The following is a 22,732-nucleotide window of genomic DNA, read 5'->3' as shown; positions in this document are numbered from 1 at the left end:
CCCGCCATCACGCGAGAGGAGCCCGGCCATGCACCCCAACATCCGCACAGGCGACGGCGTTGCCCTGTTCCACCGCGACTGGGGCAGCGGCCGTCCCGTCGTCTTCGTCGCCTCCTGGTCGCTGCCCTCGGATAGCTGGGCCTACCAGATGCTGGCGCTGTCGCAGGCGGGGCTGCGCTGCGTCGCCTATGACCGGCGCGGCCATGGCCAGTCGCAGGATCCCGGCCGCGGCTACGACTACGACAGCCTGGCCGACGACCTGGCCGCGGTGATGGACACGCTGGATCTGCGCGACGCGGTGCTGGTCGGCTTCTCCATGGGCTGTGGCGAGGTGGTGCGCTACCTCACGCGGCACGGCGATGCGCGCGTCACCCGCGCCGTGCTGATCGGAACCACCACGCCCTGCCTGATGCAGCGGGACGACAACCCCTCGGGCGTCCCCGCCGCCGTGTTCGACAGCTTCCGGCAGGACTGGCTCATGCGCGACTTCCCGGGCTGGGTGGACACCAATATGGAGCCCTTTGTCACACCGGACACGCCGCAGGGGCTGCGCAACTGGGTGCGCGACATGGCGCTGCGCAGTTCGCTGCAGGCGCTGCACGCCTGCCACCGCACGCTGACAGAAGCCGACATGCGCGCGGAACTGCGCGGCATCCGGGTCCCGGTGCTTCTGGTGCACGGCGCGCTGGACGCCACCTGCCCGCCGGCGCTGACCGCCGAGCCGAGCCTGGCGTTGCTGCCGCGGGGTCGCCTGGCGCTGTACGAGGATGCCCCGCACGGCCTGTTCATCACGCATCGCGACCGGCTGAACGCCGATCTCCGCGCCTTCGCCGGCGCAGCGTGATGCGACTTGAGCGACGAACGGCATGGCGCGGCGGAATGCGCTTCGGCTAGGCTCCTCTCCAACGACCAACGGAGGAACCTGTCCATGCGCCTGCTCCGCCGCGCGGCGTTGCTGTTGCCGCTCGCCCTTGCCGCTGTCCTGCCCGCAGAGGCGCAGCAGCCCGCGCCGAGCTACCCGAACCAGCGGGAAGGCACCTGGACCGCGCCGAACTTCCGCTTCCACACCGGCCAGACGATGGATGTCCGCCAAGGCTACATCACGCTCGGTGAGCCCACGAACCCGGCGGTGCTGATCCTGCACGGCACCTATGGCAGCGCGCGCGGCATGCTCTCCCCGGCCTTCGGCGGGCAGCTCTTCGGCGCCGGGCAGCCGCTGGATGCGACGCGCTACTTCATCATCATCCCGGATTCGATCGGCGTCGCGAATTCCTCCAAGCCGTCCGACGGGATGCGCGCTTCCTTCCCGCGCTACAATTACGACGACGTCGTCGCCGCACAGCATCTGCTGGTCACGCAGGGCCTCGGCATCCGCAGGCTGCGCCTGGTGCTCGGCAATTCCATGGGCGGGATGATGGCCTTCACCTGGGCCATAAACTTCCCGGACATGATGGACGCCGCCGTGCCGATGGCCGCGCAGCCCACCGCCATGGCCAGCCGAAACTGGATGATGCGCCGCCTGATGATCGAAACGGTGCGCCGCGACCCCGCCTACAACGAGGGCAACTACACCAGCCAGCCACCCAATCTGCGCCTGGCCAACGTGTTCTTCGCCACCGGGACCAATGGCGGCAACATGCGCCTGCAGAGCCAGGCACCCACCCGCGAAGCCGCCGACCGCATCGTCGAGCAGCGCCTGGCCGCCAACCCGCCGGCGGACGCCAACGACTTCATCTGGCAATGGGACGCCAGCCGCGACTACGACCCGGAGCCGAAGCTGGACCGCATCAAGGCCCGCCTGCTGCTGATCAACTCCGCCGACGACGAGCGCAATCCGCCGGAGACGGGCGTCACCGAACGCGCCCTGGCGCGCATCCCCAATGCCCGCCTGCTGCTGATCCCCGCCAGCGCGGAGACGCTGGGCCACGGCACCACCGGCAATGCGCGCTTCTGGCGCGACGACCTCGCGCGCTTCCTGCAGACCCTGCCCTGAGCCTCAACGGTCTTTGAGCGGCACCATGATCGCCGTCAGCCATTCGGCTGGCGGCAGGGTGCGGCAGTCGTTCAGGTAGTCCTCCCGCACCGGCTGGTCGGCCGGCTCCTCGCCGCTGCCGGGCAGCCAGTCGCGGTAGATCCAGGAATAGGCGCCCTCCAGCTCGGCATAGGGGCCCTTGAAGACCAGCACGGCGCAGCGTGTCGGCGGCAGGTCCAGGATGCGCACGCCCTCCGCCTCCTCCACCGCCGCCGGCACGGTCATGCAGGCGTCGGAGCGCAGATCCTTCTCCGCCACCGTGGTCGGGTCGTCGTGATAGAGGCCGAGGAAGCGCGTCTCCGGCCCGATCAGCCGTCGCGCCGCGGCCCAGGCCATCAGCCGGTCGAAGCTGCCGCCGATGGCGGTGTAGGCGCCGCGATGCGCCAGTGCGGCCAGGCGCAGGGCGGGTTCCTGGCGGATCGTGACCTCGTGCATGGCGGTCTCCTCTCGGTGCGGGGCGGGCGGACGCGGCGTGCCGATTCCGCCGCCGTCGCGATAGGCGGCGGGCGGGATGCCGTAGGCGGCGCGGAAGGCGCGGGTGAAGGCGGCCGCGCTGCCATAGCCGCAGCGCTTGGCCACCAGCGCGACCGGCAACGCCTCCCGCACCAGCATCCCCGCGGCGCGGGACAGGCGCTCCCGCGCCATGGTCTCGGCGGGGGTCTCGCCGGTGAGTTCGCGGTAGATGCGGTGGAAGTGGAAGGGGCTGAAGGCGGCGGCCTCGGCCAGATCCTCCAGCGTCGCACCGCGCGCGGGGTCGGCGGCGATCAGCGCCATGGCGCGGGCGATGCGGCGCCCGTAGTCGAGCCTGGTGACGGCCTTGGCCGGGCCGGGCGGGTCATGCGGCATGGTCGCCCTTATGCCGCAGACCGGGTTGATCGGGGTTGCGGAAGTGGCGGGCCGGCGCGGCTTGTGCGCCGCGCGCCGGTGCGTATGGTCCGCCGCGACAAGGACAGGATCGCTCTCCATGCCCGAAAGCTTCGACGTCATCGTCATCGGCGCCGGCCCCGGCGGCTATGTCTGCGCCATCCGGGCGGCGCAGCTCGGCATGAAGGTCGCCTGCGTCGAGAAGCGGGGGACGCTGGGCGGCACCTGCCTCAATGTCGGCTGCATCCCGTCCAAGGCGCTGCTGCACTCCTCGGAGCATTTCGAGGAGGCGAAGCACAAGCTGGCCGACCACGGCGTGGAGGTCGGCTCCGTCGCGCTGAACCTGCAGCGCATGATGGAGCGCAAGGGCGAGGTGGTCACGGCCAACGTCAAGGGCATCGAGTTCCTGTTCAAGAAGAACAAGGTCACCTGGCTGAAGGGCGAGGGCCGCATCGTCTCGCCCGGCAAGGTCGAGGTCGCCGGCACCACCTACGACACCAAGAACATCGTCATCGCCACCGGCTCCGAATCCACGCCGCTGCCGGGGGTGGAGGTGGACGAGAAGCGGGTCGTCACCTCCACCGGCGCGCTGGAGCTGGACAAGGTCCCGGGCCACCTGGTGGTGATCGGCGGCGGGGTGATCGGGCTGGAGCTCGGCAGCGTGTGGCGGCGGCTCGGCGCCGAGGTGACGGTGGTGGAGTTCCTGGACCGCCTGGTGCCGGGCATGGATGCCGAGATCGGCAAGCAGTTCGAACGCATCCTTGGCAAGCAGGGCATCAAGTTCCGGCTGAAGAGCAAGGTGACCGGCGCGAAGACGGATGCCTCCGGCGTCACGCTGACGGTCGAGCCGGTGGCCGGCGGCAAGGCCGAGGAGATCAAGGCGGACGTCGTCCTGCTGGCCATCGGCCGCCGCGCCTACACCGGCAATCTCGGCCTGGCCGAGGCCGGCGTCGCACTGGATGAGCGCGGCCGCGTGAAGACGGATGGCCACTTCGCCACCAACGTCCCCGGCATCTGGGCGATCGGAGACGTGATCGCCGGCGCGATGCTGGCCCACAAGGCCGAGGAGGAAGGCGTGGCGCTGGCCGAGCATCTCGCCGGCCAGAAGCCGCACATCAACTACGATGCGATTCCGGGCGTGGTGTACACGTGGCCGGAGGTCGCGAGCATCGGCAAGACCGAGGAGGAGCTGAAGGCCGCCGGCGTCGCCTACAAGGTCGGCAAGTTCCCCTTCACCGCGAATGGCCGGGCGCGCGCGATGGGCGACACGGACGGCTTCGTGAAGATCCTGGCCGACAAGCAGACAGACCGCGTGCTGGGCGCGCATATCCTGGGGCCCGATGCCGGCACGCTCATTGCGGAAATCGCCATTGCCATGGAATTCGGGGCCAGCGCCGAGGACATTGCGCGCACATGCCATGCGCACCCCTCGTTGAACGAGGCGGTGAAGGAAGCCGCCCTCGCCGTGGATGGCCGCGCGCTGCACATGTAGCGCTCCCGTTGCATCGGCCGCGCGGCAAGACCATCTGCGCGGCCATGATGGAGTTCCGTCCTTCGGTGCGGCGAAAGGCCGCGGGAATCAGCCTGCTCGGGCTCGGCACGCTCGGGCTCGTCCTGCCCTTCCTGCAGGGCTTCCTGTTCCTCGCCCTCGGGCTGTTCGTGCTGCGCCACCAGTATCTGTGGGCGCATCGCGGGATGGGCTGGATCTCCGGCCGCTGGCCCGGCGCGGTGAACCAGGTGGAATCGATGGAAGCGCGCCTCATCATGCGTTGGCAGGCCGCCGGCGCCGGGTTTCGCAACCGGCTGGGCCGGCTTTGGCGGCGAGGCTAGCCGACGAAACCATCGGCGGCCCGGGATCGTTTCCGGTCGGACCCTATCGACCGGAGAAAGACGATGCAGCGACGCGCCCTGATGACCTTCATCCTCGGCGGCACCACCGTGGCGGCCGGCTCTGCCAGTGCCCAGAGCCTCGTGCAGACCCTGATCGATCGGCTGGCCGGCACCGGGGCCGGCGCCGATGTCTTCGTGCAGATCGCAGCCACCGGGAACAATTTCGAGATCGAGTCGAGCAAGGTGCTGCTGGCCCGCAGCCAGCACCCGCAGATCCGCGAATTCGCCCAGCGCATGGTCGAGGATCACACGATGCTCGCGCGCGAACTTGCTGCCCTGCCGGAAGCCACCACGCGCGTGCCGTCCGCGCTGGATGGGCAGGATACCACCAAGCTCATCACCCTGCGCGACCAGACCGATGTGGACATGCTGAACCGCTTCTACGTGCAGCAGCAGGTCGAGGCGCATGAGGAGGCGGTGGCCGCCTACCAGACCTACGCGCAGAACGGCGAGGTGCCGGCGCTGAAGGCCTATGCGCAGCGCCACCTGCCGATGCTGCAGCAGCATCTGCAGGCGATCCGCGCGCTGCAGCTTCCCCGGACCGAGTAGCCTTGCCCGGCGCGGCGCTTGACCGCAGGGCGTGAGGGGCGCACATCGCGCCCCTCGCGCCCGCGCGCGAATCCCGCAACCCGGACCCGTCCAGCCTGGACAGGCATCCGCCCCGGAGCACGCCGGTGCTGGCCCTGCGCGTCATCCCCTGCCTCGACGTCAAGGACGGCCGCGTCGTGAAGGGCGTGAATTTCGTTTCGTTGCGCGACGCGGGCGATCCGGTGGAGCAGGCCCGCACCTACGACCGCGAGGGTGCAGACGAGGTGACCTTCCTCGACATCGGCGCGACGCATGAGAACCGCGACACGATGTACGACGTGGTCAGCCGCACCGCCGCGGAGGTGTTCATCCCGCTGACGGTCGGCGGCGGCATCCGCAGCGTGGAGGACATGCGCCGCCTGCTGCTGGCCGGTGCCGACAAGGTTTCCGTCAACTCGGCCGCCGTCGCCGATCCCGCGCTCGTCACGCGCGGGGCGGAGGCATTCGGCAGCCAGGCCATCGTCGTCGCGATCGATGCGCGGCGCTCAGGTGAGGGCTGGGAGGTCTTCACGCATGGCGGCCGCCGCGGCACCGGCATCGACGCTATCGCCTGGGCGCGCGAGGTTGAACGCTGCGGCGCCGGCGAGATCCTGCTCACCTCCATGGATCGCGACGGCACAAAGCAGGGCTTCGATCTCGGCCTGCTGCGCGCGGTGCGTGCTGCGGTGCGGCTGCCGCTGGTCGCCTCGGGCGGTGTGGGCAAGGCCGCACACTTCGTCGAGGGTGCGCAGGCTGGTGCCACGGGTCTGCTCGCGGCCAGCGTGTTCCACTATGGCGAGATGCGGATCGCGGAGGCGAAGGCGGCGCTCGACACCGCCGGCCTGCCGATCCGCCCCGTCTCGGAGGCGCCCTGATGGCGAAGGCGACCAAGAAGCCGGCGAAGAAGCCCGCGCCGAAGGCCAAGAAGAAGCTGTTGAAGCGCGAGGCAGCCTTGCCGCTGCCCGCCGGCATCCCCGCGCCGGCCGTGCCGGCGCCGCGGCCGGTCGACCCCGCTGCCTCCGCGCTGCAGCCCTTCTCCGTCTCGGGTGCCGAGGCCGGCATCCTCGATGCGCTGTGGCGCACGGTCGAGGCGCGCCGCGCATCCGGCGACGTCGCGCATTCCCACTCCGCCCGCCTGCTGGCGCGCGGCACGGCGAAGGTGGCGCAGAAGCTTGGCGAGGAAGCCGTCGAATGCGTCATCGAGGCGACGCAGGGCCACCGCACCGCGACGATCCTGGAGAGCGCCGACCTGCTCTATCACCTGGTCGTGGTCTGGGTTGATGCCGGCATCCGGCCGCAGGAGGTCTGGACCGAACTCGCGCGGCGTCAGGGCATCTCGGGCATCGCGGAGAAGGCGGCACGGCCGAAGGCGCTGGTGCGCGCGGCGCAGACCACCAAGCTGCCCTGAACAGGCGGGCGCTTGCGCTGTCCGCGCGGCGCCGCCAGAAACCGTCGCGAGCACACCTCCCGGGAGCCCGACGATGCGCGTGACAGGCCTTCCGCCCTACGACGGCAACAACGTCTTCGCGAAGATCCTGCGTGGCGAGATCCCCTGCCGGAAGGCGGGCGAGAACGACCACGCGCTCGCCTTCCACGACATCAACCCGCAGACGCCCGTGCATGTGCTGGTGATCCCGAAGGGCGCCTATGTCTCGGTGGCGGATTTCAGCGCCACGGCGAGCGAGGCCGAGATCGCCGGCTTCTGGCGCCTGGTCGGCCAGGTCGCGCGCGAGCTGGGGCTGGAAGCGGGCGGCTACCGCATCCTGTCGAACATGGGCGAGGATGGCGGGCAGGAAGTGCCGCATTTCCACGTGCACATCTTCGGCGGGCGGCGCGTGGGCCGCATGGTGCCGCGCGGCGAAGGCTGAGCCGGCTCAGCGCGGCGCGAAGATCTCCACCGGATTCCCGGAAGGATCCTCGACCAGCACCTGCCTGCCGCCGGGTCCGCTGACGACACTGCTGCGGAAGCGGCAGCCCGCGTCGCGCAGCGCCGCCACGATGGCGTCGATATCGTCCACCTCGATCACGAACCTGTTCCAGCCGCCGGGCGCAGGTTGCCCGCCGTCGGGCATGGGCCGTGCGGCGGACGAAGCCGGGCCGGCGAGCCACAGCGCCAGGTCGCCGCGCCGCATGATCGCCATGGCGGGACCGAAGCGCTGATCCTCATGGAATCCCAGCCGGTCGCGATAGAAGGCGATCGCGGTTGCGACGTCACGCACCAGGTAGCGGATCGTTGCCATCGTCGTGCCGGCCTGAGCTGCCCCGGTGATGCCCCAGCATGAATCGCCGGCAGCCACCTCCGCAAGGCTTGACCCGCCGCGCGGCGCGGGCGAGGCAAAGGCCATGACCACGCCCCTGGTCGAAGCCCGCGCCGCGCTGGAAGCCGCCGGACACCTGCCGGATGCGGAGCTCGACATCGCCATGGTCGCGCTGCAGTTCGCCCGCGTGGATCAACCCGCGGCCGACTGGCGCGCGGCGCAGCAGCACCTGTCCGACATCGCGCGCGCCGCGGTGGAGGCAGCCGCCGCCGACCGCGAGGCCGATGCCGGCGACGTCGCGCGTCGGCGCGCCGCACTGGCCGAGCTGCTGCACGGCCGGTTCGGTTATGCCGGCGACGCCGACACCTATGACGACCTGTCCAACGCCAACCTGCTGAAGGTGATCGAGCGCCGCCGCGGGCTGCCCGTGGCGCTCGGCATCCTCTGGCTGCACGCCGCCGATGCCGCGGGGTGGGAGGCGCACGGCGTGGATTTCCCCGGCCATTTCCTCGTCGCGCTGTCGGGACGCGGGCAGGTGGTGGTGGATGTGTTCGGCGGCGGCGCGCCGCTGGATGCGCGCGACCTGCGCGCGCTGCTCAAGCGCTTCGCCGGGGAGACGGCGGAACTCGGTCGCGACACCCTGGCGCCGATGAGCAAGCGCGGCGTGCTGCTGCGGCTTCAGAACAACATCAAGGTGCGCCGCCTGCGCGACGGAGACCTTTCGGGCGCCGTCGCCTGCACCGAGGACATGCTGCGCATCGCGCCCGATGCCGCGCCGCTGTGGCGGGAGGCCGGGCTGATGCATCAGCGCCTGGGGCATGTCACCGCGGCGATCGCAAGCCTGGAGCGCTTCCTCGAACTCGTGCCGGACGGCCCCCAGGCCGGCCGCGTGCGCGGCCTGCTGGAGGAGTTGCGCCACCGGCTGAATTAGCCGCGGCGCGCCTTCTCGATCGCGGCGACGTCGATCCTGCGCATGGTCATCATCGCCTCGAAGGCGCGCTTCGCCTCGGCGCCGCCGGCGGCCATCGCCTCCAGCAGCACGCGCGGCGTGATCTGCCAGGAGATGCCCCAGCGGTCCTTGCACCAGCCGCATTCGCTCTCCTGCCCGCCATTGCCGACGATGGCATCCCAGTAGCGATCGGTCTCCGCCTGGTCCTCCGTGGTGATCATGAAGGAGAAGGCCTCCGTGTGCTTGAAGGCCGGCCCGCCATTGAGGCCGACGCAGCGCACGCCGGCGACCGTGAAGTCCACCAGGATCACGTCGCCTTCCTTGCCGGCGGGATAGTCGCTGGGCGCGCGATGCACGCCGTCCACGCTGCTGTCCGGGAAGACGCTGGCGTAGAAGCGCGCCGCTTCCTCGGCGTCCTTGTCGTACCAGACGCAGATCGTGTTCTTGGGCATGGCGTCCTGCTTTCGTGTGCGCGTGAGGGGGATGAGCCTACGCGGGCTGCCTTCCATGGCCAGGGTGGACCGGCAGCGCTCGCGCAATCGCGACCGGCGTGTGATCTCCGGCCCGTCACCGACCAGGAGGCCGCCCGCTGGCCGCCAGTGTCTGCGACGGTGTCTCCCCGAACAGGTCGCGATAGGCCAGGGCGAAGCGTCCGAAGTGCCAGAAGCCGAGGTCGAGGGCGACCTGCTTGACCAACAGCCCCGCCCCGCCCGCCGCCAGGCGCCGTCGCGCTTCCGAAAGCCGGCGCTGCCGGAGGTAGCGGTGCACGCTGATGCCGTAGACCGCATCGAAGCAGTAGTTGACGAAGCGGGGGCTCACGCCGAGCGCGGTGCCGATCTCCTCGCTGCAGACCGGGCGCCCCGATGCCGCCGTGAGATACTCCACCGCGGCCCAGGTGAGGCGGGCGGCACTCCGTTCACCGCGAAGCCGGCGCCGCGATGACTGCGCATCGGCCAGCGCGCCGTCGAGTGACGCGCGCAGGCCGTCCACCACCGCCTCCGACACCGCGGCGCCCGGCAGCCCCGCCACCTCCGGGCCGGCGAGGTCCGGCAGGCGGAGCAGCCCCGGGGCGCGGGCGAGCAGGCCGCGCAGCGGCACCGCGCGCCCTTCGCGCGCCGCGGGCAGGCGGTCGAACACCTCCGCGAAGCGCGCGCCATCCAGCACCAGCATCGTCCAGCGCTGGCCGTCCACCACGCGGGCCAGGAGCTCGGCGCCCGGCGCGTAGAGCACCGCGTCGGCGCTGCCCGGCAGGATGCCGTTGAGCCGGCTCGCCTCTGCCGGGCCGCCGGTCCGGTAGAACAGCGCCCATTCTCCCGGCGCCACCCGCGCCCGTCCCAGGTAGCTGCCCTGGACGGCATTCGACTGGACCCGCACCGGCCCGAGATCGACCAGGCTCATCCCGTAGCGGAACCGTCCCGGCGAGAGTTGGACGAGCTCGGCTTCGAAGTCGCGCTGCGCCGCGGCGACGTCCTCGACGCTAGAGAAGTCGGCCGCCCGGATGATGGGCGCGATGCAGGGCAAGCCGCGAATCTCCCCGAAGGATGGCGATCGTCCCGGCGGATGCTGTTCCCAATCCGGATAGGGGTTCAAGCTGGGCATCGGCCGCGCCGCCCGCGATAGAGTGGCCGCCGGGGAACGATCCGTGTCGGACCGCCCCCAAGGGTGACGGCATCCATGCGGACCTCCAGGCTTCCCGGCACCGAATCCGCGCCGCTCCTGCCCCGCACGGTCCAGCGCCAGGTCCATCGCGCCCGCTTCGCCTGCTCGGCATCAACCGCCCGGATGAAACGGGCCTCCGGGGACATTCGGCCTTCATGACCACGCGACGTGAACTCGCCCTGCTCGCCGCCGCGGCCTCCGCCCTGCGTGGCGCCTTCGGCCCCGGCACGGCGCAGGCCCAGCCGCTCACCGGCACGCCGGCGCCGCCGGTGTTCCGCTACACCACGCCCATCCCGCCCGGCGTCGCCTCCCCGGCCTCGGTCGAGACGCGCTTCGGCCGGCTCAACTTCTTCGACGGCGTGCCCGACGCCACCAGCACCGATGCGCTCTACGACAACCTGATCTTCCAGCAGGCGGTGCAGGCCTACCTGCTCGGCATCCCCGCGGTGAACCAGGCCTTCAACCGCCAGGCCATCCGCAGCTTCGGACCCGACAACACCACCATCCCGATCTGGGAGCAGCTGGTGGACAGCCGGACGGTCGAGCTCACCGCCAACGACAACACGCCCTACACCTGGTTCTGGATCGACCTGCGCGGCGGCCCGCTGGTCATCGAGGTGCCGCCCCGCGTGCTCGGCATCGTCAACGACATGTTCTATTTCTGGGTCGCCGATCTCGGCCTGACGGGCGCGGATCGCGGGCGTGGCGGGAAATACCTGATCCTTCCGCCGGGCCATGCCGGTGCGGTGCCCGAGGGCTACCACGTCCTCCGCCCCGCGACCTTCGGCAATGTCGTGATCTGGCGCAGCTTCCTGGAGAACGGCGACCCGCGCCCCGGCGTCGAGGCGGTGAAGCAGCACACCAAGGTCTACCCGCTGGCCCAGGCCGCGAACCCGCCGCGCCTGACCTTCGTCGATGCCTCGACACGGCCCTTCAACATGGTCGGGCCTGCCGATTTCCGCTTCTGGGAGCTGCTGAACACCGTCGTGCAGGAGGAACCGCTGGCGGCGACCGACCCGACCAGCCTTGGCTACTTCGCCGCCATCGGCATCCAGAAGGGCCGCCCCTTCCAGCCCGACGATCGCATGCGCCGCATCCTGACCGAGGCCGCGGCGACGGGCGACGCGACCGCGCGCGCGCTGTTCTACCGGATGCGCGACCCCGAGGGCCTCATCTTCCCCGACCGTCGATGGAAGTTCGCCTTCGTCGGCGGCTACAAGTTCGAACGCCAGCCCGGCGTGCCGAACCTCAATGCGCGGTCCTTCTACTTCTTCGCCGCGACCGGCGTGACGCCGGCCATGGATACGCAGGTGGTGGGCGAGGGCTCGACCTACCCCTGGACCGCCGAGGATTCCGACGGCAACGCCTTCGACGGCGGCAAGACCTACCGCCTGCGCCTGCCCGGCCCGGTGCCGGTGCGCACCTTCTGGTCCACCATCGTCTACGACACCCAGACACGATCCATGCTGCAGACCGACAACCGCTTCCCCTCCGTCAGCAGCCAGAAGCCGGACCTGCAGGTGAACCAGGACGGCTCCGTGGATGTCTGGTTCGGCCCGACCGCGCCGGCGGGGCGCGAGAGCAACTGGGTGCAGACGATCCCGGGCAAGTCCTGGTTCGTCATCCTGCGGCTCTACGGCCCGCTGCAGCCCTGGCTCGACAAGAGCTGGAAGCCGGGCGACATCGAATTGCAGGGCTGAGGCGAGGGGCGCGCCGGGTCCTGGGCTGATCGGCTCCTGCAGGGTGGGCCGGACCGATGGCCTGGCGGGTGTCTGCTTCCGCCCGCACCCCGCCGATCAGCGACAGGCCCGCAACACCTCCCCCAGCCTGCGCGCCGCGCGGCGCAGCGCCGCCGGCTCGTGCCCGGTGAAGCCCAGCATCAGCGCCTGCACCGGCGGTGCCGCGCGGTACATCGGGCTCACCGCCCGCGCGACGATTCCGCGTGTGGCCGCAGCGCGCGACACCGCCACATCCGAAAGCCCGCCGCCGAGCCGCGCGAGCAGCTTCATGCCCTGCTCCGGCGGCTCCGGCAGCAGCAAGCCCGGCGCGGACTCGCAAAGCGCCTCGGCCAGCGCGTCGCGCGCGGCGCGGTAGCGCAGGCGCATGCGGCGGAGGTGCTGGGTGAAATGGCCCTCGGCCAGGAAGTCGGTGACGACAGCTTCCTGCAGCACCGCGGGATGCCAGTCCGACAGGCGCCGCGCCGCGAGCACCGGGTCCAGCAGCGCCGGCGGAAGCACCGCGTAGCCGAGCCGCAATCCCGGAAACAGCACCTTGGAGAAGGTGCCGACATAGATCACCCGCGCCGCCTCATCGATGCCCTGCAGCGAGGCCAGCGGGCGGCCGGCGTAGCGGAACTCGCTGTCGTAATCGTCCTCCAGCACATAGGCCCCGCTGCGTCGCGCCCAGGCCAGCAACTCCAGCCGCCGCGGCATGGAAAGCTGCATGCCGAGCGGGTAGTGCGAGGACGGCGTGACATAGGCCAGCCGCGCCCCTGGCGCCGCCGCCACGCCAGCCGCCACGTCCAGCCCCTGCGCATCCACCGGCACGGGCACGATGCGCGCGCGCGCCGCCGCCAGCGCGGCCTGCACGGCGGGATAGCAGGGATCCTCCAGCCACACCGCGTCGCCCGGCGCGATCAGCACGCGCAGCACCAGGTCCAGCGCCTGCTGCGCGCCGGCGGTGACCACCACCTGCTCCGGCTCGCAGCGCACGGCGCGGGCGGCGCGGAGATAGGCGGCGATGGCCTGGCGCAGCGCCGCGGATCCGCGCGGGTCGGAGTAACCGAGCAGGCGCGGATCGGGCCGGCGCAGATGGCGCAGCGTCAGGCGGCGCCAGACCTCCAGCGTGCGCTGGTCCAGCGCGACGCGGCCGGTGGTGAAGGGGGCGGTGCCGTAGAGGTCCAGCGCCTCCTCCGAAGGCGCTTCGCGCGGCGGCGATGGCGCGGGGGCGGGTTCCGGCACGTCGGGCAGGTCGGCGGCGACGAAGGTGCCGGCGCCGACGCGGCCCCGCACGAAACCCTCGGCGAGCAACTGCTCATAGGCCGCGACGACGGAGTTGCGCGCCACGCCGAGATCGACGGCGAGCGCGCGGCTCGGCGGCAGGCGCGCGCCGGGCGGCAGCACGCCGGACAGGATCGCGCCGCGCAGCGCCAGGTAGATCTGGCGCAGCAGCGGCACGGGGCCGGCGCGGTCTATGCCGGGCAGCAGCAGGTCGGTGGTGCCGTGCATTGGTCCGGTAACATGGCACAGGATTGGCCCTCGCGCAGGACCAATTTTCCGCCTCCCCTGGTGCCAGCGAGGAGTGCCCGTGATGGACGGATCCTATCCCGTGACCGGACGCAACAAGGTGCGTCGCCTGCACGAGCGCGGGCGCTACGACCGCGAGTCGGTTCACGCGATCCTCGACGCCGCGATGCTCTGCCACATCGCCTATGTCATCGAGGGCCAGCCCTATTGCACGCCGACAGTGTTCTGGCGCGAGGGCGACCACCTCTACTGGCACGGTTCCGCCGCAAGCCGGATGCTGCGCGCGCAGAAGGGCGGCGTGCCGGTGTGCCTGACGGTCACGCATCTCGACAGCCTGGTGCTCGCGCGCTGCGGCTTCAATCATTCCGTCGATTACCGCTCGGCGATGTGCTTCGGCACGGCGCATGTCGTGGAGGATGCGGCGCAGAAGGCGCGTGCGCTGGATGCGATGATCGACCGCCTCTACCCCGGCCGCGCCGCCACGCTGCGCGAAAGCACCGCGCAGGAGCTGAAGGCGACGATGCTCATCGGCATGGAGATCGAGCAGGCAAGCGGCAAGATCCGCACCAAGGGCGTCGCCGACGAGGAGGAGGACTACGCCTTGCCGATCTACGCCGCGCGCATTCCCGTGGTGCAGGTGCTGGGCGCGCCGGAACCCTGCCCACGCCTGCCGCCGGGCGTGGCGTTCCCGGACGGGCTGCGCGGCTTCGTCGCGGGGCGGCGGCTGGATGAGGTGATGGCGGAGAATGCACAATAGCTCCCTCCCCCGCATGCGGGGGAGGGTCGGGGTGGGGGCGCGACCGACCGCGACGCGGAAAGTGCCCTCGCCTACGCCGCCTTCCGCCTGAACGCGTCCAGGCTCCCCGAGCGCAGCAGCTCGCTCGGCAGCCTGTGCCCGACGATGTCCTCCGCCAGGTGCCCCGCTTCGATCAGCGCATCGAGATCGATACCCGTCTCGATCCCCATCTCGCCGCAGAGCAGCGCGAGCTCCTCCGTGCAGATGTTCCCCGGCGCGCCGGGCTGGCCCGCGAAGGGGCAGCCGCCCAGCCCGCCCACCGTCGTGTCGAACTTGGCCACGCCCATCCGCAGCCCCGCCATCGCATTGGCGATGCCGAGACCACGCGTGTCGTGCAGATGCAGCGACAGCGCCACATCCGGCCAGCGCGCCCGCACCGCGCCCACCGTGCGCTCGATGCGCAACGGCGTCGCCCAGCCCATCGTGTCCGCCAGCATCAACTCCGTGATGGTCGCACCCGCGTCCCGCGCGACGTCATACGCATCCTGCACGGCGCGCACGACAAGCTCGGGCGGCACGTCGCCCATATAGTTGCAGCCGAAGGCAGCCTGGATGCCGATGCGCGTCACCGCGACGCCGGCCTCCTGATGCGCCTTCGTCAGCGCGCGCTGCGCCTCGATCTGGCCGGCGCGGTCGCGGTTCAGATTCTTCTTCTGGAACGCCTCCGACGCCGCGAAGGAGATCGAGCCGTAGATTGTCAGCCTGTCGCGGAAGGCCAGCGCGCGGTTCAGCCCCTGCGCGTTGAACCACAGCGCGGTGAACGCCACGCCCGGCGGCGGCGAGACCATCGCCATCATCGCGTCCGCGTCGGCCCAGCCCGGCACCAGCTTCGGTGAGACGAAGGAGCAGACCTGGATCTGCTTCAGCCCCGTCGCGGCCAGCGCGTTCACCAGCGCGGCCTTGCGCTCGGTCGGGATCGGGCCGGGCTCGATCTGGAAGCCCTCGCGCGGGCCTTCCTCGCGGATCTCGACGGTCCTTGGCAGGTCGCTCATCGGTCGGTCCTCCTGCGCGGCAGGTAGCCACGGGCGCCTCCGCAGGTCTAGGCCGCCTGCGCATGAGCGGCGCGCAGATCCTCCACGAAGCGGGCGTATTCGCGCCGCTGCGCCTCCTCGTCCGGCAGGCGCAGCAGATAGCTGGGATGCACCGTCGCGAAGACCGGCAGACCCTCCGGCCCCGGCAGGATCGTGCCGCGCGACTTCATCACCGGCACGGCCTTGCCGGTCAGCGCGCGCAGCGCCGTGGCACCCAGCCCCACCAGCAGCCGCGGCGCGACGATGCCGATCTCACGCAGCAGGAAGGGGCGGTAATAGGCGATGTCGCCGGCATCGGGGCCTTGATGGATCCGCCGCTTGCCGCTCGGCGTGAACTTGAAGTGCTTCACGGCATTGGTGACATAGGCCTCGTCGCGCGGCACCTGGGCGGCGTCCAGCGCGCGGTTGAACAGGCGCCCGGCGGGGCCGACGAAGGGCCTTCCCTGGATGTCCTCCTCGTCGCCGGGCTGCTCGCCGACGAAGAACAGCGGCGCGCCGACCGGGCCTTCGCCAAACACCATCTGCGTCGCGCGGCGGGCAAAGTCGGGCAGGTCGTTGCGCCCGGCCAGTTCGCGCGCGAGCGCGGCAAGGGCAGCCTTCGGATCGGTGCCGGCATCGAGCAGGTCCATCGCCTCCTCAACGTCGGCTCGGCCGGGCGGATGCAGGCGTTGCGGATTGGGCCGTGGCGCGGTGGCGGCGGCAGCGACCATCGCCGCAGCGCGCCGCGGCGCTTCCGCCATCAGGCGTGGGATCTCCGCCGTCTCCGGCATGTTGCGCCAGTATTTGCGGGGCATCTCCGCGCGCATCGCGCCGGGCTTGAGCCGCGCGGGGTTGAAGATCGCCGCGTAGTAGGCGCGCCAGAGCGGCTCCACCGCGTCGTCCGGTGGCACATCGGCGCGCCGCCCCCCGGGGCCGAAGGAGAGATCCGTGCCGTTCCAGTGCACGCTTCGCCGCGGCGTCACGATGGACCAGCGGAGCCCCGCGAAGCGGCGCACGAAGAAGCCGGCCTCGGCTTCCTCGATGTGGTGGTCCGGCTCGAACCAAGCGACGTGGCGGGTGCCGGCCTCGGTCTCCACCTGCCGGAATCGGACAAAGGCATGCATCTTGTGCGCGTCGCGCTTCACCGCCTTGGCCATGCCGTGCAGCCGCACGATGTCCGCATCGGTCGCCACCTGCATCAGCGCCGGCTCGCCATGCGTCAGGCGCCACAGCACTCGATAGAGCAGCGCGAAGCGTTCGGGATCGCTGTGGCGGATCGCGATCTCCGCCAGGTCGACGAAGGCGCGCGGCACATGGAAGGCCGCGACGCCGGGCGGCGGCTCGGCCTCCTGCGCGAAGAGGCTTGCCGCCTCCCCAGCCACGCGCCACTCCGCGTCCTCTGGCGCGATGCCGGCGCCGAGCAGGTTGCGCGCGGCGTTGCGCCAGGCGGCGAAATCCGCCGGGCCGGGCAGGATGGTGGCGGTGGTCATGGCGCGATGCTATCGTGATAGCAGGACGAGGGAGGCTCGGATGGCCCAGCTCATCGTGCGCAACCTGGACGACAGCATCCGCGACCGCCTGCGCCGCCGCGCGGAGCGCAAGGGCCGCAGCATGGAGGAGGAGGTGCGCGAAATCCTGCGTGCCGCTGCCGCGGAGGACGTCGAGTCCCAGGCCGGCCTTGGCACGCGCATCGCCGCGCATTTCGCCGGCATCGGCCTGACTGAGGAGGAGGCGCGCGGGATCGAGGAGTTGCGTGGCGCGCCGGCACGGCCGGCCAGCTTCGAGTGATCCTGCTCGACACCAATGTCCTGTCGGGCCTGATGCAGGCAGCGCCGGACCCGGTGCTGCTGACCTGGCTGGACCGCCAGCCCTCCGGGGATCTCTGGACCACCGCGATCAGCGTCTTCGAACTGCGCTTCGGCCTGTCGCGCCTGCCGGAAGGCCAGCGGCGGCGCCGGCTGGAAGCCGCGCTCGATGTCGTGCTGCGCCAGGAGATGGGCGGCCGCATCGCGGAACTGGACGCGAGCGCCGCGACAGCGGCGGGTCATCTCGCGGCGCGGCGGGAGCGGGCAGGCCGCCCTGTCGGCATGCAGGACACGTTGATCGCCGGCATCGCCCTGTCGCGCCGCGCCGTGGTCGCAACGCGCAACCTGCGCGACTTCGGCGACCTCGACACCGGCGTCGTGAACCCCTGGTCCGCCTGACCCGCGCATCGGTCAGAATAGGCTCATCTGCACCGGCCGCGCGGCGGCCACGAAAGCGGTGCCGGGGATCAGCCGATCCCGCAGGCCGCCGCTGTCGAGCAGGCGTGGCCGGTGGTCGGCCGTGATGACGAAGGGCAGCACCTTCGCCAGGCTCACCCGCAGCCGCGCCAAATCCTCCGCGCGGATCGCGGCATGCCGGCGCGCCCCCAGAATCTTCTCCACCGTCTTCGACCCCAGCCCGGGCACGCGCAGCAGCCGCTCCCGCGGCGCGCGGTTCAGGTCCACTGGAAAGTCGGCGCGGTGCTTCAGCGCCCAGGCGGTCTTGGGATCGAGGGACAGGTCCAGCATCCCGCCATCCCCGCCCGCCATCACCTCGGCCTGCGAGAAGCCGTAGAAGCGCAGCAGCCAGTCCGCCTGATACAGCCGATGCTCCCGCACCAGCGGCGGCGCGATCGGCGGCAGCACGCGCGAGGCATCGGGGATCGGCGAATAGGCGGAGTAGTACACCCGCTTCAGCCGGTAGCCGGCGTAGAGGTCGGTCGCCGTGCCGAGGATCGTCGCATCGTCCGAGGCATCTGCGCCGACGATCATCTGCGTGCTCTGCCCCGCCGGCGCGAAGCGCGGCGGCTTCGCCCGGCGCGCGGACTTCGCTGCGTTCTGCGCCCCCTCGATGCGCGTGCGCAGCCCGCCCATCGCTTTCTTGATCTCGGACAAATTCTTCTCGGGGGCGAGCGCGGTCAGGCTTTCGGCCTGCGGCAGCTCGATGTTGATGGAGAGCCGGTCCGCCCAGCGCCCCGCTTCCTCCACCAGCTCCGACGCGGCGTCCGGGATGGTCTTGAGGTGGATGTAGCCCTGAAAGCCGTGCTCCTCGCGCAGGGTGCGCGCGACCAGCACCAACTGCTCCATCGTCCAATCCGCCGAGCGCGTGATGCCGGACGAAAGGAACAGCCCCTCGATCGCGTTGCGCCGGTAGAAGTCCAGCGTCAGCTTCACGACCTCCGCCACCGTGAAGCGCGCGCGCCGCACGTTCGAACTCGCGCGGTTCACGCAATAGGCGCAGTCGAAGGCGCAGGCATTGGTCAGCAGGATCTTCAGCAGCGAGATGCAGCGCCCGTCCGGCGCATAGGCATGGCAGATCCCCATGCCCTCGGTGCTGCCCAGGCCCCCGCGCGTCGAGTCGCGCTTCGCCGTGCCGGAGGACGCGCAGGAGGCATCGTATTTCGCGGCGTCGGCAAGGATCTCGAGCTTCTGGCGCAGGTCCATGTGTTCATGATATGTTCCTGCGCGCTTTCCGCAAGGGGCGAATCAGCCGCCGGCCGATTCCGCCACGAAACGCGCCACCGCCTCGATCTGCGCGGCCGACAGCGTGTCGGCATAGGCGGGCATGGTGCCCGGCCCTTCGGTCACCGCGCGACGCACCCGCTCCGCGGAGGGCTTCAGCGCATCGAGGCTTGGCCCGATCTCGCCCGCGGCGTCCGCCGCCGCGAGCGTATGGCACACCGCGCAGTTCGGCTGCGCGGCGGCGGTGAAGACATCCCGGCCCGATTGCGCCGCCGCCCCGCTTGCGGCGAGGCCGAGCGCAACGGCCAGGGCCGCGCGGCGCAAGCTGTCAGCCACCGATGGTCACCTCCACCGCATGGTCGCGCCAGCCATTGTGGCCGTAGCCGCGTTCGTTCGGCTCGACATCCTCGGGCTGGGTATTGCCCTCGGCATCGGTCGCGCGGCTGGCGATGACGTGCCGGCCCGGCGAGAGCTCCGCCGCCAGGGCGAAGGGCCGCCAGGCGAAGCGGCCGAGATCGGGGCCGAGCAGCCGCGCCTCCTGCCAGGTCTCGCCGCCATCGGTGGAGACCTCCACCCGGCGCAGCGCCTGCATGCCGCCGAAGGCGACGCCGAGCACCTGCACCGGACCATCCGCCATCTCCCGCAGCGGATGCGTCACCCAGGATTTCACGCTCATCTCCCACATCGAAGGCTGGTCCGGCGCGCCGCGCTGGCCCACCGGCCGCACGCGGTAGCCGGTGCGCTGGATCGACGCGTCGCTTTCCTCCCGCGTGAAGGCCAGGCGCTTGACGTATTTCACGTTGTTCACGCCGTAGTAGCCGGGCAGCACCAGACGCAGCGGTCCGCCATGCGCCAGCGGCACGGGATCGCCATTCAGCTCCCAGGCCAGCAGCGCCTGGTCCATCGCCGCGATCGGGACGGAGCGCTCCACCATCACGGTCTTCGGGTCCACGCCCTGCGGGATTGCCTCGCCGCCGCGGGCGGTGATGAAGCGCATGCCGTCGGCGATGCCGCCCATCGCCTCCGCCACGGCCCGCAAGGGCACGCCGCTCCACATCACGTTGCCCGCCGCGCCGACGCTCCATTGGGTGCCGCTGGCCTTGTGGTCGAAGAAGGCGCGGCCGTTGCCGGAGCATTGCAGCACCGCCGCCACGCTCTCCACGCCGATCTGGCGCAACGCGCCGAGCGTGATGGCGCGGGCGTTGCGCACGCCCTCCACCGAGACCTCCCAGGCGTCGCGGTCGCGCAGGATGGCGGCATCCGGCGCGGGCAGGTTGTTGCGGACGTAGAGGTTGGTGTCCGGCGTGATGCCGCTGCTGCCGAAGGCGCCGCGCCTGGTCTCGATGGTGCGCGGCGTGTGGACGATCAGGTCGTCCGCATCCTTCCAGGCGACGTAGTCGGGCAGGCCGCCGGCGCGCTGCTGCGATGCCTGCTGCGCGCCGGCCGGACCGCCGAGCCCCATTGCCGCACCGGCGCCCGCCGCGCCCAGGAAGAAGCGCCGCCGCGCGATGCTCGCCGTGCCCACCATGTTGCCTCCCTTCAGGCCTCGGGCCCGTGCCTCGGGCCTTCATGGCAGGAATGTGGCAAGGGCAACGGCGCCCGGCAGTGCGTAGGACTACCTAGCGCCGCCCGGCGTGATGCCGAAGGCCGCGCGGAAGGCGGCGCCGAAGGCCGGCGCGCTGGCATAGCCCACCGCCGCCGCGGCGCGGGCGGGCGCCTCCCCGCGCGCCAGGCGCGCCGCGGCTTCCGAAAGCCGCAGGCGCTGGCGCCAGCGGGCGAATCCCATGCCGGTCTCGGCCAGGAACAGCCGCTCCAGCGTGCGCGGACTGGCGCCGGCTTCCTCCGCCCACTCCTCCAGCCGGCGCGGGCTGGCGGGGTCGGCGCGCAGCCCCGCCGCCACGCGTGCCAGCCTGGCGTCGCGCGGTTCCGGCACGCCGAAGGGCAGGGTGCGGGCGCGCGCGATCTCGTCGCGGATCAGCGCGGCCAGATGCCCGCCGCGCCCGGCCTCGTCCCATTCCAGCGGCTCGGCGCAGGCAGCGAGGATCAGCTCCTTCAGCAGCGGCGAGACCGCGAGCACCGTCGTCGCGACAGGCCCCGCGGAAGCCGCGTCGCCGCGCAGGAACAGCGCACGCATCGCGACCGCGCCCTCGATCCCCACGCGATGCGGCTCGCCCGCCGGCATCCAGAGCGCATGGCCGGGCGGCACGACGAAGGCCGCGGCGTCGGTCGCGATGCGCATCACGCCGCGCGTCGCATAGAGAAGCTGCGCGCGCTCATGCGCGTGGCGCGGCACCGCCTCGCCATCCGCATAGTCGCGCGCGAAGACAGAGAGGGGTCGGTCCACCCGGTCCTGCGGCAGGTCGCGGCGCTGCGCGGAAGCCTGTCGGGTTGGCGACAGAGGCTGACGGGACGTCTTCACCCCGCCAGCCTAGCATGGCGGCGACGCCAACGCCTTCTCCATTGTCCGCAGGACCGCGCCGCATGGACGCCGCAAGCCGCCAGATCGTGTTCATCAACCTGGCCCATGTCTTCACCCATTACGGGCTGCTGATCCTGGCGACCGCCGTGCTGGCCATGGTGGTGCAGGACCCCACGGGGTTCGGCGATCTCTACGGGCCGATCCTCGCGCTCGGCACCGGCATGTTCGTCTTCTACGGCCTGGGATCGCTGCCCATGGGCTGGCTGGCCGAGCGCTTCGGCCGCCCGCGGCTGATGGCGGCCTTCTTCCTCGGCACCGGCGGCGCCATGGCGGTGGCGGGCTTTGCCTCAGGCCCGGTGACGCTCGCCATCGCGCTGGCGGCGATGGGCGCCTTCAGCGCGATCTACCATCCGATCGGCACGGCGATGCTGGTGGACGCGGCCGGCGCACGGGTCGGCCGCGCCATGGGCATCAACGGCGTCTTCGGCAATCTCGGCGTGGCCGGCGCGCCGATCGTCACCGCGGCAATCGCCGCCGGCATGGGCTGGCGCTGGGCCTTCGTCATCCCCGGCCTTCTCTGCGTCATCGCCGGCCTGGTCTACCTGCGCGAGGGCGCGGTGGATTCCGCGAAGAACAAGGCCGCCAGCCGCCCCTTCCCGGAGATCCCGCGCGCCATCGTGCGCCGCGCGGTGACGGTGCTGCTGATCCTGGCGGCCGTCGGCGGCTTCGTCTTCAACGCCTTCACCCTGCTGCTGCCGAAGCTGATCCAGGAACGCCTCGGCGGCACCCCGGAGCTGCTGCCGCTGATCGGCATGCTCGCCTTCCTCGTCACGCTCTGCGGCGGGCTGACGCAGTTCACGGTGGGGCGCATCATCGACCGCTCCACGCTGAAGCGGGTGTTCATGCCGCTGGCCTTCGTGCAGATGCCGGGCCTGTTCCTGCTCTCCTTCCTGGAGGGCTGGCCGGTGCTGCTCGTCTCCGGGATCATCGCCGCGGCGATCTTCGGGCAGGTGACGGTGAACGAGACGATGACGGCGCGCTACGTCGCGCCGGCACTGCGCACCAAGCTCTATTCCATCCGCTTCTTCGTCGGCTTCCTCGGCGCCGCCGCGGCCAGCCCGATCGTCGCCTGGCTGCACCAGGCCACCGGCGGGCAGGGCACGGTGCTGGCGGTGATGAGCGCCTTCGCGGCCATCACCATCGTCTGCGCGCTGTTCTTCCCGAACCGGCGGGAGGAGCTGGAACCCGAGCTCTGGGCGCAATCCCTGCCGCCGCGCGCCATGCCGGCGCCGGCGGAATAGCATGGCCGAAGAGCCCGCCCGCCTGGGCCACAATGGCGGCCCGCCGCTGGAGGAGGAGGACGATCCCGCGGGCTGGCGGCTGTGGTGCTGGAAGCGCGCGAAGAAGAAGGCCTGGTCCGCCCCGCGGGAGATCGCGCTGCGCCGGCTGGAACGCGCGGAGGAACTGGGGATGAGCTACCGGGAATACACGCTGGAGATCCTGGAGCGCGGGCGGCACCTGTAGTCTTGCGCCCCGCCGGCACGCTGGCCGGCGGGTG

At 71.4% G+C, this 22,732-nt stretch carries 26 protein-coding genes; 15 read left to right on the top strand and 11 right to left on the bottom strand.

The genetic code is table 11. From position 1 onward, the window contains the following. Positions 1-28 precede the first annotated feature (28 nt). Complete coding sequence (locus E4T13_RS16545) at positions 29-844, top strand: alpha/beta fold hydrolase (protein WP_137179396.1); 816 nt, start codon at positions 29-31, stop codon at positions 842-844. A gap of 84 nt (positions 845-928) precedes the next feature. Further along, positions 929-1,993: an alpha/beta fold hydrolase gene (locus E4T13_RS16540; protein WP_137179395.1), complete on the top strand. Its 1,065-nt coding sequence runs from the start codon at positions 929-931 to the stop codon at positions 1,991-1,993. A 3-nt stretch (positions 1,994-1,996) separates the two neighbouring features. Here the strand turns inward: E4T13_RS16540 and E4T13_RS16535 are convergent, their stop codons facing one another. Beyond that, on the bottom strand, positions 1,997-2,878 hold the full coding sequence (locus E4T13_RS16535) for a GyrI-like domain-containing protein (protein ID WP_137179394.1): 882 nt from the start codon (positions 2,876-2,878) through the stop codon (positions 1,997-1,999). 118 nt (positions 2,879-2,996) lie between these two features. On the opposite strand from E4T13_RS16535, the gene lpdA reads away from it, so the two are divergent. The 6 genes from lpdA (at position 2,997) to E4T13_RS16505 (ending at position 7,221) form a co-directional block, all read left to right on the top strand. Continuing rightward, a complete protein-coding gene (gene lpdA / locus E4T13_RS16530; protein ID WP_137179393.1) occupies positions 2,997-4,388 on the top strand; it encodes a dihydrolipoyl dehydrogenase in 1,392 nt (463 codons plus the stop codon). Between the two features lie 44 nt (positions 4,389-4,432). Then, entirely contained in the window at positions 4,433-4,726 is a 294-nt protein-coding gene (locus E4T13_RS16525; protein WP_170985031.1) for a PGPGW domain-containing protein, read from the top strand. Positions 4,727-4,789: 63 nt separating this feature from the next. Beyond that, entirely contained in the window at positions 4,790-5,335 is a 546-nt protein-coding gene (locus tag E4T13_RS16520; protein ID WP_137179391.1) for a DUF4142 domain-containing protein, read from the top strand. Between the two features lie 125 nt (positions 5,336-5,460). Next, complete coding sequence (gene hisF / locus E4T13_RS16515; RefSeq protein ID WP_137179390.1) at positions 5,461-6,228, top strand: imidazole glycerol phosphate synthase subunit HisF; 768 nt, start codon at positions 5,461-5,463, stop codon at positions 6,226-6,228. Beyond that, positions 6,228-6,761 (top strand): phosphoribosyl-ATP diphosphatase, encoded by a 534-nt coding sequence (locus tag E4T13_RS16510; RefSeq protein ID WP_137179389.1) that lies wholly within the window; start codon positions 6,228-6,230, stop codon positions 6,759-6,761. Before hisF ends, E4T13_RS16510 begins: the two co-directional genes overlap by 1 nt. Before the next feature lie 73 nt (positions 6,762-6,834). After that, positions 6,835-7,221 (top strand): histidine triad nucleotide-binding protein, encoded by a 387-nt coding sequence (locus tag E4T13_RS16505; RefSeq protein WP_137179388.1) that lies wholly within the window; start codon positions 6,835-6,837, stop codon positions 7,219-7,221. 6 nt (positions 7,222-7,227) lie between these two features. Here E4T13_RS16505 and E4T13_RS16500 read toward each other — a convergent pair whose 3' ends face one another. Then, entirely contained in the window at positions 7,228-7,593 is a 366-nt protein-coding gene (locus E4T13_RS16500; RefSeq protein WP_137179387.1) for a VOC family protein, read from the bottom strand. A gap of 103 nt (positions 7,594-7,696) precedes the next feature. Here E4T13_RS16500 and E4T13_RS16495 point away from each other — a divergent pair, with 103 nt between their 5' ends. Continuing rightward, on the top strand, positions 7,697-8,542 hold the full coding sequence (locus tag E4T13_RS16495; protein ID WP_137179386.1) for a SirB1 family protein: 846 nt from the start codon (positions 7,697-7,699) through the stop codon (positions 8,540-8,542). Here E4T13_RS16495 and E4T13_RS16490 read toward each other — a convergent pair. Together E4T13_RS16490 and E4T13_RS16485 are read right to left on the bottom strand one after the other, a co-directional pair. Beyond that, positions 8,539-9,012, bottom strand: coding sequence for a VOC family protein (locus E4T13_RS16490; RefSeq protein ID WP_137179385.1), 474 nt, complete (start codon positions 9,010-9,012; stop codon positions 8,539-8,541). The two genes, E4T13_RS16495 and E4T13_RS16490, sit on opposite strands and share 4 nt — an antisense overlap. 115 nt (positions 9,013-9,127) lie before the next feature. Continuing rightward, on the bottom strand, positions 9,128-10,081 hold the full coding sequence (locus E4T13_RS16485) for a helix-turn-helix domain-containing protein (RefSeq protein ID WP_137179384.1): 954 nt from the start codon (positions 10,079-10,081) through the stop codon (positions 9,128-9,130). 293 nt (positions 10,082-10,374) lie between these two features. Here E4T13_RS16485 and E4T13_RS16480 point away from each other — a divergent pair, with 293 nt between their 5' ends. Continuing rightward, positions 10,375-11,919, top strand: a complete 1,545-nt coding sequence (locus E4T13_RS16480; RefSeq protein ID WP_137179383.1) for a DUF1254 domain-containing protein — start codon at positions 10,375-10,377, stop codon at positions 11,917-11,919. Positions 11,920-12,015: 96 nt separating this feature from the next. Here E4T13_RS16480 and E4T13_RS16475 read toward each other — a convergent pair whose 3' ends face one another. Continuing rightward, entirely contained in the window at positions 12,016-13,446 is a 1,431-nt protein-coding gene (locus E4T13_RS16475) for a PLP-dependent aminotransferase family protein (protein WP_137179382.1), read from the bottom strand. A gap of 82 nt (positions 13,447-13,528) precedes the next feature. Between E4T13_RS16475 and E4T13_RS16470 the strand changes: the two genes are divergently transcribed. Next, complete coding sequence (locus E4T13_RS16470; protein ID WP_137179381.1) at positions 13,529-14,221, top strand: pyridoxamine 5'-phosphate oxidase family protein; 693 nt, start codon at positions 13,529-13,531, stop codon at positions 14,219-14,221. Between the two features lie 71 nt (positions 14,222-14,292). Here the strand turns inward: E4T13_RS16470 and E4T13_RS16465 are convergent, their stop codons facing one another. Beyond that, positions 14,293-15,252: a hydroxymethylglutaryl-CoA lyase gene (locus E4T13_RS16465; protein ID WP_137179380.1), complete on the bottom strand. Its 960-nt coding sequence runs from the start codon at positions 15,250-15,252 to the stop codon at positions 14,293-14,295. Between the two features lie 47 nt (positions 15,253-15,299). Further along, a complete protein-coding gene (locus E4T13_RS16460) occupies positions 15,300-16,760 on the bottom strand; it encodes a UdgX family uracil-DNA binding protein (RefSeq protein WP_137179379.1) in 1,461 nt (486 codons plus the stop codon). Positions 16,761-16,800: 40 nt separating this feature from the next. Here E4T13_RS16460 and E4T13_RS16455 point away from each other — a divergent pair, with 40 nt between their 5' ends. Both E4T13_RS16455 and E4T13_RS16450 read left to right on the top strand, forming a co-directional pair. Continuing rightward, entirely contained in the window at positions 16,801-17,058 is a 258-nt protein-coding gene (locus tag E4T13_RS16455) for a FitA-like ribbon-helix-helix domain-containing protein (protein ID WP_137179378.1), read from the top strand. After that, a complete protein-coding gene (locus tag E4T13_RS16450; RefSeq protein WP_137179377.1) occupies positions 17,055-17,474 on the top strand; it encodes a type II toxin-antitoxin system VapC family toxin in 420 nt (139 codons plus the stop codon). Before E4T13_RS16455 ends, E4T13_RS16450 begins: the two co-directional genes overlap by 4 nt. A gap of 12 nt (positions 17,475-17,486) precedes the next feature. On the opposite strand, the gene E4T13_RS16445 is transcribed toward E4T13_RS16450, so the two are convergent. The 4 genes from E4T13_RS16445 to E4T13_RS16430 form a co-directional block, all read right to left on the bottom strand. Next, positions 17,487-18,737 carry a putative DNA modification/repair radical SAM protein gene (locus E4T13_RS16445; protein ID WP_137179376.1) on the bottom strand — a complete coding sequence of 417 codons (1,251 nt, stop codon included), beginning with the start codon at positions 18,735-18,737 and terminating at the stop codon, positions 17,487-17,489. Between the two features lie 42 nt (positions 18,738-18,779). Beyond that, positions 18,780-19,091 carry a cytochrome c gene (locus tag E4T13_RS16440; RefSeq protein ID WP_206030196.1) on the bottom strand — a complete coding sequence of 104 codons (312 nt, stop codon included), beginning with the start codon at positions 19,089-19,091 and terminating at the stop codon, positions 18,780-18,782. Continuing rightward, positions 19,084-20,283: a sulfite oxidase gene (locus tag E4T13_RS16435; RefSeq protein WP_137179375.1), complete on the bottom strand. Its 1,200-nt coding sequence runs from the start codon at positions 20,281-20,283 to the stop codon at positions 19,084-19,086. The genes E4T13_RS16440 and E4T13_RS16435 overlap by 8 nt, the downstream gene beginning before the upstream one ends. Positions 20,284-20,370: 87 nt before the next feature. After that, complete coding sequence (locus E4T13_RS16430; RefSeq protein ID WP_240791163.1) at positions 20,371-21,099, bottom strand: helix-turn-helix domain-containing protein; 729 nt, start codon at positions 21,097-21,099, stop codon at positions 20,371-20,373. Between the two features lie 137 nt (positions 21,100-21,236). Here E4T13_RS16430 and E4T13_RS16425 point away from each other — a divergent pair, with 137 nt between their 5' ends. Together E4T13_RS16425 and E4T13_RS16420 are read left to right on the top strand one after the other, a co-directional pair. Beyond that, the gene (locus E4T13_RS16425; RefSeq protein ID WP_137179374.1) at positions 21,237-22,475 is read left to right on the top strand and encodes an MFS transporter; all 1,239 of its coding nucleotides are present in this window, start codon (positions 21,237-21,239) and stop codon (positions 22,473-22,475) included. Position 22,476: 1 nt separating this feature from the next. After that, a complete protein-coding gene (locus tag E4T13_RS16420; protein WP_137179373.1) occupies positions 22,477-22,698 on the top strand; it encodes a hypothetical protein in 222 nt (73 codons plus the stop codon). Positions 22,699-22,732 lie beyond the last annotated feature (34 nt).

Source organism: Roseomonas sp. AR75 (genome assembly GCF_005222815.1).
Classification (GTDB): domain Bacteria; phylum Pseudomonadota; class Alphaproteobacteria; order Acetobacterales; family Acetobacteraceae; genus Falsiroseomonas.
Note: the sequence above shows the minus strand (reverse complement) of the source record. Positions and strands in the feature narration are given on the sequence as shown.